We start from the raw sequence: 12756 nt of genomic DNA on the forward strand, positions 1-12756 counted from the left end.
AAGACCAGCAACTTCCATGCCCCGAACAGGTGTTACGCAGGACTTATCTCCAAAGACATAGCCCTTTTTCAGGATTGAGAAGATTTTCCCCATAGGAAAGTATCTTCCCCAACAGGAAACAAACTCCCAGTCCAACGCCACCTTTCTCGCCCTTCGACAGGCGCGGATCAGCCAGGAAAGCCCCCATGACGGATAGACACAGCGCCGCCCCGGACCGACTTCACAGCCTACCGTGCTATCGCCAGCCGCTGCCTCGTGAAAGCGTCACCCGGCACATCGTGGTCATGCAGTCGGCGGCCGCCTGCGCGCCCTTTGTCGACGAACTGGAACATCCCCTGGTGCTGAACGGCGAGAGCGCCGACTTTTCCCGCCGCCTGCATCAGGTGCTGGTCAGCGCCACCGTCGGCAGCCATCTCTACATCATGGGCGACGAGGCCTTTATCTGGCGCATCCACGGCGAGGCCCGCAGCGCCGGACTGGAAAATGACGAGATCGACATCACCCGCACGATTGCCGGGCCGCGCCTGGTGTATTGCGTGCACTGCGGCCTGACTCAGGCTGCCGGGACGGAACCGGTGCTGACCTGCATCGGTTGCGACGTCGGGCTGGAAGTCCGCGAACACTTTTCCCGCCGCCTCGGGGCATACCTCGGCGTCTGCACCAACCCCGACCAGCCTTACGCCGGAGTCCGGTCATGAGCGCCGCTCTCACGGTTCGGGTCAGCGCCGCGAGAATGCTCACCCCGGTGGTGCGCGAATTCACCCTGCAGACGTGCGCCGGGCCCCTGCCGGGGTTCTCCCCCGGCAGTCATGTGCAGGTTCACCTGCCGCTGGCCGAGGGCAAGCTGCGCAATGCCTATTCACTGACCAGCGACCCGGCGGACAGCCAGCATTACCGCATCGCCGTACACTTGCAGGAGGCCTCCCGCGGCGGCTCGCACTACCTGCATCGGCAGGTCCAGGTCGGGGACACGTTGCAGATTTCGCCACCGGCCAATCTATTCGCCCTGCACTCGACCGCCAGCCTGCACATCCTGATCGCCGGAGGCATCGGCATCACGCCGTTCATGGCCTACATCGCGGCCCTTGAACAACGCCAGGCTCACTTCGAATTGCACTACCTCTGTCGTCCGGGCCTGAGCGATGCCTATGTCGAGGCGTTGCAACAGCGACTGGGATCGCGCCTGCACACCTACGCCAGCCGCCCGGACCTGAGCCGGATCCTGCGTGATCGACCGCTGGGCAGCCACATTTACACCTGCGGCCCGCAACCGTTGCTCGATGCGGTTCGGCAACAGGCCAAAGCACTCGGCTGGCCGTCCAGCCGTGTGCACTGGGAAGCCTTCAATGCCGCACAACCGGGCCAACCCTTCGACCTGGAACTGCTGCGCAGCGGCCAGCGCTTGCGGGTCGGCGCCGAACAAAGCCTGCTCGAAGCCCTGGAATCCGCTGGGCTGCAGATCCCCAACCTGTGCCGTGGCGGGGTCTGCGGCCAATGCATGACCCGCCACGTGGGCGGCGACATCGAACACCGCGACAGTTTTCTGAGCCCCGCCGAGCAGGCCGACTTTCTCATGCCCTGTGTCTCTCGCGGCTGCGGCCCTTGCGTTTCGCTGGATCTTTAGGAGTCGACCATGACCATTCAATCAAGCCCCGTGCAGAGCTATCGAGACGATTTCAGCTTTCGCAACAGCCCCACGGCAATCCGCCGTTTTCCCTTCCCCTTCACCGAGGACAGCTACCTGTATTCGGTGAACATCGAACCGGCGACCTCCCGGGATCCCGGCTCGATTTACCAGCACGGGTTCGACATCGACGAACACTACCGCTCGGAAATGGCCGAACGCGCCCTGGTGCTGGACAAGGATCCGCGCCGCTACCTGGTGCTGCCGCACATGCAAGTGGCGGCCTGGGATGCGCTGCAGATGCTCATGGAACACCTCGCCGCGGATTATCCACAGTGGTTCTCGCTGGTGCGTGACGGTGATCGCTGGCATTGGCGCAACACGCTGCTGAACATCGATCAGCACTTTGTGTTCGGTGATGCCACCAGCCTGCCCTGCGAGCCGTTGGAGTTCATTGGCCGACAGGTGCAGGGGGATTTCGCCCTGCTCGATCAACGCGACGGCGATCTGTACATGGACGCCGGCCTGGTCACCAGCCCGGCCGACTGGTCCCTGGCCTTCGACGCCGGCATGAGTTTCAAGCAGTGGCATTCACCAGTACCCATGGCCCACCAGATGGGGGTGTTCGACCGCGCGCTGAAGTACCTGCTCAACCTGCAGGTGGGGCAGCCGGTGCGACGCCTGAACTGGACGCTGACCATCAACCCGCGCCTGGACTCCTCCCCCGAGACTTTCCATGAATGGGGCGCCGACCGCGGCCGCATTACCGCCGAGAACGTCGGGCAACAGGTTCACTTGCGCGTCGAGTTGCAAGTGATGGTCCGTCTGCCCCGCAGCAACGCGGTGATGTTCAGCATCCGCACCTACCTGATCAGCATGGATGAGCTGGTCACCCAGCCGGGCTGGGGCTGCCGCCTGCACCGTGTGCTGCGCGACCTGCCCGAGCCAATCGCCGATTACAAGGGCATGAGCCGCTACCGACAGACCCTGGTCGAGTGGCTGAGCCGCTTCGACCCGCAAGCCTGAACCCTGACCCACTTTCACCGACAAGGATCTTCACATGGCGCATTCATGGCGTATTTCTGCACTGGCCGAACGGCACCGCGCACTCGGCTCGAACCTCGAAGACTGGAACGGCATGGGCACCGCCTGGACCTACAGCAGCGACCTCGCCGATCACCATCAGGCGATCCGCACCCGGGCCGGGCTGATGGACGTGTCCGGGCTGAAAAAAGTCCATTACGTTGGCCCCCACGCCGAGAGCCTTCTGCAATGGGCGACCACCCGCGACATCGCCAAGCTCTACCCCGGCAAGTCGGTGTACGCCTCGATGCTCGACGAGGACGGCAAATTCGTCGATGACTGCATCGTCTACCGCACCGGACCCAACGCCTTCATGGTGGTGCACGGTGCCGGCAGCGGCCACGAAATGCTGGTGCGCTCATCCCAGGGCCGGCAAGTGGCGGTGCTGTTCGATGACGACCTGCACGACCTGTCGCTGCAAGGACCGCTGGCGGTGGACTTTCTCGCCGAGCATGTGCCCGGGATCCGTCAGCTGCCTTACTTCCATCACCTGCAAACCCGCCTGTTCGACCGCCCAGTGATGATCTCTCGCACCGGCTACACCGGCGAACGCGGCTACGAGATTTTCTGCAAGGCCGCCGATGCCCCGGCGCTGTGGGACACGATCCTCGAACAGGGCGCGGGCCTGGGAATCATCCCTTGCGCCTTTACCGCCCTGGACTGGTTGCGGGTGGAAAGCTCGCTGATGTTTTTCCCCTACGACAACTCGCAGATGTACCCCTTCGCCGATCAGAAGGCTGGCGACACCCTCTGGGAAATGGGCCTGGATTTCACCGTCTCCCCGGACAAGCGTGAGTTCCGCGGCGCCGAAGAGCACTTCCGGCTGCGCGGCCAGGAGCGCTTCAAGATCACCGGCGTGTTGCTCGAAGGCGTGCGCGCCGCGGAGGCCGGCGACACCCTGTGGCAAGGCAACCAGCAAGTCGGGGTGATCACCTGCGGCATGTATTCGCGCTTGAGCAAACGCTCCATGGCCATCGCCCGGATGAGCGTCGCCTGCTCGAATCCAGGCATTGCCCTGCAGGTGCGCGGCAGCCAGGAAAGCGCCGCCGTGACCCACGCCCTGCCCTTCGACGACCCGGAAAAAACCAAGCGCACGGCCAAGGGCTGAGCCTCCAACCACTTTATCCAAGGGACTTTCGATGGACACTTCCAACGAACATTACATTCTCAAGATCAATTGCCCGGCAGCGTCCGGCATCGTTGCCGCGATCACCACCTGCCTGGCCGGACAGCAGTGCTACATCAGCGAGCTGGCACAATTCGACGACGAGTTCACCGGGCAATTTTTCATGCGCGCGGTGTTCCGCTTCAACACCGGCGTGACGGGCGATATCGGTGCCCTGCGCGAGGATCTGGGTGACCTGGCCGGCGGCTTCGACATGCAGTGGCAGCTGTTCTGCAGCAGTCAACCGACCCGGGTGCTGCTGATGGTCAGCAAGTTCGACCACTGCCTGACCGACCTGCTTTACCGCCACCGCAAGGGCGAGATGGACATGCACATCACCGCAGTAGTCTCCAATCACCTGGACCTGCGGGCCATGGCTGAACGCGAAGGCATTCGCTTCATCTACCTGCCGGTCACCAAAGACAGCAAGGCCAGCCAGGAAGCCGAGTTGATGCGCATCGTCGAGGACACCCAGACCGACCTGGTGGTACTCGCCCGCTACATGCAAATTCTGTCTGACGGTCTGTGCCAGCAACTGTCCGGTCGAGCCATCAATATCCATCACTCGTTCCTACCCGGTTTCAAGGGTGCCAAACCCTATCACCAGGCCTACGACCGTGGCGTGAAGCTGATCGGCGCCACCGCCCACTACGTCACCAGCGACCTCGACGAGGGGCCAATCATCGAGCAGGAAATCCAGCGGGTCGACCATACCCACCTGCCCGACTCGCTGGTTGCCATCGGCCGCGACACCGAAACCGTAGCGCTTTCCAAAGCCCTGAAATACCACCTGGAACACCGGGTGTTCATCAACCAGGACAAGACGGTGATTTTTCGCTGAGCGAGCCCTTTTCCGATCCACAGGCATGAGATATGACCATGACCACACGCGTTGCAATTATCGGCGCCGGCCCTTGCGGCATGGCTCAACTGCGGGCATTTCAATCGGCCAGGGATCAGGGAACGCCCATCCCGGAACTGGTCTGCTACGAAAAACAGCAAGACTGGGGCGGCATGTGGAATTACACCTGGCGCACCGGCCTGGACGAGAACGGCGAACCGGTGCATGGCAGCATGTACCGCTATTTGTGGTCTAACGGCCCGAAGGAATGCCTGGAGTTCGCCGACTACACCTTCGAAGAACATTTTGGCCGCCCCATCGGCTCCTACCCACCACGGGAAGTGCTGTGGGACTACATCAAGGGCCGCGTCGAAAAAGCCGGGGTTCGCGACTACATCCGTTTCAACAATGTGGTGCGCCAGGTCACCTTTGACGAAGAGACTCGCCGCTTCACGGTGGTCGCCCACGACCACGGCAGCGATACCCAGACCTCGGAACAGTTCGATTATGTGATCAACGCCTGCGGGCACTTTTCGACGCCGAAGATGCCGTACTTCCCCGGATTCGAGCAGTTCGGCGGGCGCATTCTGCACGCCCATGATTTCCGCGAGGCGCTGGAGTTCAAGGGCAAGGATCTGTTGATCGTCGGCAGCAGCTATTCCGCCGAAGACATCGGTTCCCAGTGCTACAAATACGGCGCCCGCAGCATCACCAGCTGCTACCGCACCGCGCCCATGGGCTATGACTGGCCCGCCAACTGGGAAGAAAAACCGCTGTTGCAGCGCCTGGAAAAAAACCGCGCGTACTTTATCGACGGCACCCACAAGCACATCGATGCAGTGATCCTCTGCACCGGCTACAAACATCACTTCCCCTTCCTGCCGGACGAACTGTGCCTGAAGACCGACAACCGGCTATGGCCGATGAACCTGTACAAGGGCATTTTCTGGGAGCCCAACCCGCAACTGATCTACCTCGGCATGCAGGACCAGTGGTACTCGTTCAACATGTTCGACGCCCAGGCCTGGTACGCCCGCGACGTGATCCTGCAACGCATCGCCCTACCCGACCCGACACAAAGGGCCGCCGATAGTCAGCAATGGCATGCCCGCGAACAGCAACTTGAAACCAACCAGCAGATGTTCGAATACCAGGGCGCCTATATCCAGCAACTGGTGGACGCCACCGACTACCCGAACTTCGATATCGCCGCGGTCAACGACACCTTCCTGCACTGGAAGCACGACAAGGCCCACAACATCATGGGTTACCGCGACAAATCCTACCGATCGCTGATGACAGGCACCCAGTCGCCACCCCACCACACGCCTTGGCTGCATGCCCTTGACGATTCCATGGCGGCGTACCTCGCTGAACCGCCGACGTCCATCAAGTCGATCGGTTGACCCGGGAGCCCCACCATGAACGCACCTCGTGTTTCCCGCCCGCGGGAGCCCGGACTCTTTGCCCGGGCCCCCGCCCTGGAGCGCTATCGGGTGGCCGCCGGCGGCCTGACCCTTGTCGCGCTACAGCCCGGCGACAGCCTGCAAGTGATCGACCTCGAAGGCCGGCAACCCTGCGAATTGCTGGCCATGGATACGCTCGGTCGCAGCGCCCTGGCGGCCTGGGCGCTGAGCGGTTCGACCGCATGCGGGTTCATCGGCGCACGGCTCGCCGAACCGACCTTGCAGTCGCGTCGCATTGGCCAGGCGCTGATCCGACGCGCGATTGATCCACAACACCTGCCCGGCGCCGCCTCACTCTGGGACGAGGACAGCCCTGCCGGCTTCAGCCGCCGCTTCGTCGCCAGCGATGAGCTACTGGTGATCGTCGCGGCACCCGCCGGGCCAACGGCCGTCGACCGCCAGTATCGGCCCAGCGAGCTGCGGCTGCTGGTGACACGGGCCAATCCCTCGCCCCTGTTGTTGCCACACCTGCCCGAGCCTCTGGGTGAACTGCTGGACGAGTTCACCATCGGCGCCGGCACCGCCCACAGCTACACCGTCGGCAAAGGTCAGTATGTGCAGGTGCTGGATGTCGCCGGTCGCCAGTGCTCGGACTTCGTCGCGCTGGATCGACGGGCACTGGATCGCGGTCTGGAACTGGACCTGGATCAGACCGTCACCCGCACCCTGAATGGCAGTGCCTACCCGGCACCGGGACTGTTCTCAAAGTTTTTCGACCGGCAGATGCAACCGATGCTGGAGGTGGTGCGTGACACCGTCGGCCGCCACGACTCCTTCGCCCTGGCTTGCGCCGCGCGCTACTACGAAAGCCATGGGTATTTCGGGCACGACAACTGCAGCGACAACCTCAGCCGAGTGCTCGCGCCCCATGGGGTCAAGGCCCGCAATGGCTGGCCGGCGATCAATTTCTTTTTCAATACCGGGATCGACGCACACCAGCAGATGACCCTCGACGAACCCTGGTCGCGCCCCGGTGATTACGTGCTGCTGCGGGCCATGACCGATCTGCAGTGCGCAAGCACCTCGTGCCCGGATGACATCGACCCGGCCAATGGCTGGAACCCAACCGATATCCATGTCCGCATCTACAGCGAAAAGGAGCGTTTTTCCATCGCCATGAGCACTCGAACCACGGCCGATGCCGACCCGATTCTTACCCGTGAGTCCGCGTTCCACTCACGCACCAGCGCCTTGACCGGCAGCTTCGTCGACTACCGCAACTGGTGGCTGCCGCTGCGCTATGACGGCTATGGCGCGATCGAGGAATACCTCGGTTGCCGCGAGCGAGTGGCGGTGATGGACCTGACCGCCCTGCGCAAATTCGAAATCATCGGCCCCGACGCGGAAGCCTTGTTGCAGTACTGCCTGACCCGGGATGTGCGGCGCCTGGCGGTGGGTCAAGTGGTCTACTCGGCCATGTGCCACGAGCACGGCGGCATGCTCGACGACGGCACCTTGCTGCGTCTGGGTCCGGACAATTTTCGCTGGATCTGCGGCGAGGATTACGCCGGGGTCTGGCTGCGTGAACAGGCGCAAAAGCTCGGGATGAAGGTCTGGATCAAGTCCGCCAGCGAGCAGATTCACAACCTGGCGGTGCAAGGCCCGATGAGCCGCGAGCTGCTCAAGCAGATGGTCTGGACCGCGCCCAACCAGCCGAGCCTGGAAACCCTGGGCTGGTTCCGTTTTCTGGTGGGACGCCTGGACGGTTACGACGGCTGCCCGCTGATGATCTCGCGCACCGGCTACACCGGCGAACTGGGCTACGAAGTCTGGTGCCAGCCTGAGGATGCCGAGCGGGTCTGGGACCGAATCTGGCAACTGGGCCAACCTTTGGGCCTGGTGCCACTGGGCCTGGAAGCGCTGGACATGCTGCGTATCGAAGCCGGGCTGATTTTTGCTGGTTACGAGTTCAGCGACCAGACCGATCCGTTCGAGGCCGGTATCGGCTTTTGCGTACCGCTGAAAAGCAAAACCGATGAATTCATCGGCCGCGACGCCCTGCTACGGCGCAGCACCCATCCCGCTCACAAACTGGTGGGCCTGCAACTGAGTGGCAACGAAGGCGCCCACCACGGTGACCCGGTGTACCGCGGCCGGGCCCAGGTCGGGGTCATCACCAGTGCCTGCCGCTCGCCGCTGCTGGCCAGCAATATCGCGCTGTGCCGGGTCGACGTGGCCTGCGCCGACGTCGGCACAGCGTTAGAGATTGGCAAAGTCGATGGCCTGCAGAAGCGCATCAGCGCCACGGTCACCGCAGCGATTTTCTACGACCCCGACAAGAGCCGGGTACGCAGTTGATCGATCACACGAGCCTGTGCGCCACCGGACTTTGACTGCCCCACTACAACTCTACTCAGACATGGGAATACGAAGATGGAAGCGACTACGTTCGAGGCCGTACCGCAGGCCGCCAGCTCAGTGGGCAGCCTGCACCGCAAGATCGATTGGCGCGGGGCTTTCTGGGTCGCCAGTGGCGTGCCCGCCCTGGTGCTGTTCTCTATCGGCGCGATTGCCGCCACGGTAGGCAAACCGGCCTGGATTGTCTGGATCGTATCGATCCTGTTCGGCTTCATCCAGGCCTTCACCTACGCCGAAATCGCCGGCCTGTTCCCGCACAAGTCCGGTGGCGCCTCGGTCTACGGTGCGGTTGCCTGGGTGCGGTACAGCAAGCTGATCGCACCGGTCTCGGTGTGGTGCAACTGGCTCGCCTGGTCCCCGGTTTTGTCCATTGGCTCGGGGCTGGCAGCCGGTTACATCCTCACCGCATTGTTCCCCGCTGATGCGCTGATCAATACCTGGCAACTGACCCTGCTTGACCTGGGCTGGGTCAAGAGCGGCCTGTCGCTACGGATCAACGCGACGTTCGCTATCGGCCTGTTGATTTTATTGACGGTGTTCGCCGTGCAGCACGGCGGCATCTTGCGCTCGGCACGCCTGACCCTGGTGCTTGGCGTGACCTCGCTGATTCCTTTGTTGCTGGTGGGCGTGGTGCCGTTGTTCACCGGGGACGCGGCCCAGGCCAACTTCCTGCCGTTGTACCCGCTGGCCCATGACGCGGCCGGGCAAGTGATCGACGGGCCTTGGGACATGTCCGGCTGGTCGTTGATGGCCGGCGGCCTGTTCATGGCCGCGTGGTCCACTTACGGCTTCGAAACCGCCGTGTGCTACACCCGGGAATTCAAGGACCCCAAGCGTGACACCTTCAAGGCGATCTTCTACGCCGGCCTGCTGTGCATTCTGGTGTTCACCCTGGTGCCCCTGGCGTTTCAGGGCAGCCTCGGTCTCGGGCAACTGGTGACCCCGGCGGTGCTCGATGCCAGCGGCGCGGTGGTCACACCGGCGGTCTACAGCGGTCTGTTGTCACCCGCGATCTACAGCGGCATGGGCGTCGGCCAGGTCATGGCGGACAGCATCGGCGGCGGCAAGCTGGTAGCCAACATCGTGCTGATTATGTTGGTCCTGGCCACGCTGCTGGCGATCATGACCTCGATGTCCGGTTCGTCGCGCACCCTGTATCAGGCGTCGGTCGATGGCTGGCTGCCGAAATACCTGGGGCGCACCAACGAACACGGCGCGCCTACCGCAGCGATGTGGACCGACTTGTCGTTCAACCTGCTGCTGTTGCTGATGTCCGATTATGTGTTCGTGCTGGCCGCGTCCAACGTCAGCTACATCATCTTCAACTTTCTTAACCTCAATGCCGGCTGGATCCATCGCCTGGACCGTCCCGACTGGATACGCCCGTACAAGGCCCCGACCGTGCTGTTGGCCGCGGGTGGCGTACTAAGCTTCGTCAACCTGGCGTGCATGGGGTTGGGAGCCGATATCTGGGGCGCCGGCACCCTGGTGACCGGCCTGTTGCTGGCGTTGTTGATTCTTCCGGTGTTCTGCTACCGCCACTATGTGCAGGACAAGGGGCGCTTCCCGGAAGCGATGCTCAGCGACCTGTACATTCAGACCGATACCGGTCAAAAACGCGCTGGCTGGTTGCCTTATGCCACGCTGATCGCGGGTGTACTGGTGGTGTACGGTTGCCATCAACTGGTAGCCTGAGCGCCCTTGCCTGCAGGTCTCTGATGGATCATCGGGGCACAACGATGCCTCGATGATCACTTCGCCCCCCTATCAATCAAGACGACGGTGACTCTTTTGATCAGCACCACCCCTGCACTTGCCCGCGTTATCGACGGCAAAGCCATCTCTGCCCAGGTTCTCGACGAAGTTCGAGAAGAGGTTCTGGTCCTGGCCGGACAGCAGATTTACCCCGCCCTGGCCGTGCTGCTCGTCGGTGAAGACCCGGCCAGCGAGGTCTATGTGCGCAACAAACTGCTGCGGGCCAAGGAAGTCGGGATCCGCTCCCTTGAATACCGTCTGCCGGACGACGCCAGCCAGGCGCAGGTACTCGAACTGATTGCCCAACTGAATGCCGATGCCACGGTGAACGGCATTTTGGTGCAGTTGCCCCTGCCGGGACATATCGACGAGGCGGCAGTGATTCACGCCATCGACCCGATCAAGGACGTGGACGGTTTTCATCGGGAAAACGTCGGCGGCCTGGTGCAAGGCATCGAAGTCCTGACACCCTGCACGCCCAGCGGCTGCATGCGTCTGCTGCATGAAACCTGCGGTGAGTTGAGCGGCTTGCACGCGGTGGTCATTGGTCGTTCGAACATTGTCGGCAAACCCATGGCGACCCTGTTGTTGCAGGCCAACTGTTCGGTCAGCGTGGTGCACTCGCGCAGCGTCGATGCACCGGCGTTGTGCAGGTTGGCGGACATCGTGGTTGCGGCAGTGGGTCGTCCTGAGATGATCGACGCCAGCTGGCTCAAAGCCGGGGCGGTGGTGATCGATGTCGGCATCAATCGCATTGCCAGTGAGTCCGGCAACCGGCTGGTAGGCGATGTCGATTACGCCAGTGCGCGCACCGTCGCCCGTGCGATCACGCCGGTTCCGGGAGGTGTGGGGCCGATGACCATTGCGTATCTGCTGAAGAACACCTTGATCGCCAGTCAATTGCAGCGTGCCGTGAAGCTTGGCGGGCCGCGGGTGGTCAGTCTGCCGGTGTTGGGGTGAGTTCCGCTGGAGCGTTGGGTATTTACAGTTCCGATCGGGATTTTGGGGTGGAGTACATATCCGTTTCTGCGGTCACGGCTGCTTAGGGTTCCGCCCTTACGGCCATCCCTTTCAAGGTCTTTTGACTTTGGCGGCCTTGAGCACCCTATCCGTCGACACGTGGGCATGCACTGCCTTGCCTTCAAGCCACTCCTTGGATTTAGGCACCTTCGGACCTCGTTTGCTTTTAGCGACGGTTTTTGGCGGGACTTTTCTGGCCAGCGCCAGTAAGTGCTGAGCCAGCCCTCCTGCGCGGATTGGGATGGATAAGTGCTCTGGCGGCAAGGCAATCTGCATGCCCTCATAACCACTGCGTACCTGTATCGTCAGGTGGAAAATCGATGCTTCCCAATCTTCAGGTTGGGTCTGGCGATGAGCCTGTTCAACGCTGCGCTTAAGCACCGACAAAATGTTGTAAGCCAACACAGCCGACGCAAACCCCAGCAGGGCTGCCTTAGGGTTGCCCAAGGTTTCGATTTCACTTTCCAGCACCGATTCCAGGCGCTGGAACATCCCTTCGATACTCCAGCGACGACGGTACAAGTCGGCGATTTGTTCAGCGCTGATGGTGTCGGGCAAGTTGCTCCAGAACAACAGCGTGGCGTCGCCTGATTCGGTGGGTTTTTGCAGGCGAAGTTCGACACGCCGCCACTGGCGTCCGCTTTTCACTTCGATGGTTTGCTCGCGCACGTTTCCCGTCGCGACCGCGACAGACTCCTGCCAGTCGCTTTCCTGAAACAGGCGCGGATGCTTACTTGGCTCACGAATAATGAATGAAGCCCCGGCATCTTCGCAGGCCTCCATGACCGGGAGCGTGCAATACAGTCGATCAGCCATCCACAGTTGGCCAGCACTGGCTTTTTCCAGCAACGGCAGCACGCTGACGCGCTCGCTGGCGTAAGCATCTTCGCAGGGCTGAAGGTCGACGACCTGGTCGAGATCAGGGTCGTAAACCACGACCGAAAAACCAGGCCGAGCGGCGCCTCGTTCACGGCGCAAAGCGCCCAAACGTTTTTCGCTGGAAGGCAGGTGGTTACCGTCAACGACTCGCAGTTGCCAGCCAGGCAAAATGGCAGAACAACCCAGCTCTTCAATCGTCGGAGCCAGGCGCTGTGCGCTGCCGATTACCAAGGCACGCAGCAGCGCAGGCTCTGTGCGACTGACCTTGTCATAGAGCGCCGCCAAGCTGACGGGAAGATCATTCATCTGCCGCGCTGCGGCATGCAGCGAAGGCCGCAAACCCAGTGAAACCAAGGACATCAGCTCAACGATAGTCGAAAACAAAAGCTCACGCGGGTACTGCCGTTGACGATGCTCTTCAAACACCTGATCGACCCACTCAGGCGCAATGGCCTGCTCCAACACCAATTTGGCCATGACACTGGCCGGTGCTTTTTTCTCGAACCGCGCTAAAACCTCTGCCCACATCGTCTCGTCGTCCTGACCGGTATTTTTGGGGGATTTT

The 12756-nt window shown here is 62.1% G+C and carries 10 protein-coding genes; 9 read left to right on the forward strand and 1 reads right to left on the reverse strand.

The window, feature by feature from the left end; all coding sequences use genetic code 11:
- The first annotated feature begins 185 nt into the window (after window positions 1-185).
- The 9 genes from ACYZTW_RS18215 to ACYZTW_RS18255 all read left to right on the forward strand — a co-directional run bounded on the left by ACYZTW_RS18215 (window position 186) and on the right by ACYZTW_RS18255 (window position 11252).
- A complete protein-coding gene (locus ACYZTW_RS18215) occupies window positions 186-698 on the forward strand; it encodes a dimethylamine monooxygenase subunit DmmA family protein (protein WP_462001187.1) in 513 nt (170 codons plus the stop codon).
- Window positions 695-1624: a PDR/VanB family oxidoreductase gene (locus ACYZTW_RS18220; protein WP_462001188.1), complete on the forward strand. Its 930-nt coding sequence runs from the start codon at window positions 695-697 to the stop codon at window positions 1622-1624. Before ACYZTW_RS18215 ends, ACYZTW_RS18220 begins: the two co-directional genes overlap by 4 nt.
- 9 nt (window positions 1625-1633) lie before the next feature.
- Window positions 1634-2650 carry a heme-dependent oxidative N-demethylase family protein gene (locus ACYZTW_RS18225; RefSeq protein ID WP_462001189.1) on the forward strand — a complete coding sequence of 339 codons (1017 nt, stop codon included), beginning with the start codon at window positions 1634-1636 and terminating at the stop codon, window positions 2648-2650.
- Window positions 2651-2684: 34 nt separating this feature from the next.
- Window positions 2685-3815, forward strand: coding sequence for an aminomethyltransferase family protein (locus ACYZTW_RS18230; RefSeq protein WP_462001190.1), 1131 nt, complete (start codon window positions 2685-2687; stop codon window positions 3813-3815).
- Window positions 3816-3846: 31 nt separating this feature from the next.
- Window positions 3847-4713, forward strand: coding sequence for a formyltetrahydrofolate deformylase (purU, locus tag ACYZTW_RS18235; RefSeq protein WP_462001191.1), 867 nt, complete (start codon window positions 3847-3849; stop codon window positions 4711-4713).
- 38 nt (window positions 4714-4751) lie between these two features.
- Complete coding sequence (locus ACYZTW_RS18240; protein ID WP_462001192.1) at window positions 4752-6119, forward strand: NAD(P)-binding domain-containing protein; 1368 nt, start codon at window positions 4752-4754, stop codon at window positions 6117-6119.
- A 15-nt stretch (window positions 6120-6134) separates the two neighbouring features.
- A complete protein-coding gene (locus tag ACYZTW_RS18245; RefSeq protein WP_462001193.1) occupies window positions 6135-8477 on the forward strand; it encodes a DUF1989 domain-containing protein in 2343 nt (780 codons plus the stop codon).
- Window positions 8478-8552: 75 nt separating this feature from the next.
- Window positions 8553-10232: an APC family permease gene (locus ACYZTW_RS18250; RefSeq protein WP_462001194.1), complete on the forward strand. Its 1680-nt coding sequence runs from the start codon at window positions 8553-8555 to the stop codon at window positions 10230-10232.
- Window positions 10233-10328: 96 nt separating this feature from the next.
- Window positions 10329-11252: a bifunctional 5,10-methylenetetrahydrofolate dehydrogenase/5,10-methenyltetrahydrofolate cyclohydrolase gene (locus ACYZTW_RS18255; RefSeq protein WP_462001195.1), complete on the forward strand. Its 924-nt coding sequence runs from the start codon at window positions 10329-10331 to the stop codon at window positions 11250-11252.
- 111 nt (window positions 11253-11363) lie between these two features.
- Here ACYZTW_RS18255 and ACYZTW_RS18260 read toward each other — a convergent pair whose 3' ends face one another.
- Entirely contained in the window at window positions 11364-12668 is a 1305-nt protein-coding gene (locus ACYZTW_RS18260) for an IS4 family transposase (protein WP_462005703.1), read from the reverse strand.
- Window positions 12669-12756: the final 88 nt, after the last annotated feature.

The sequence above is a fragment of the Pseudomonas sp. LB3P25 genome (assembly GCF_054897985.1).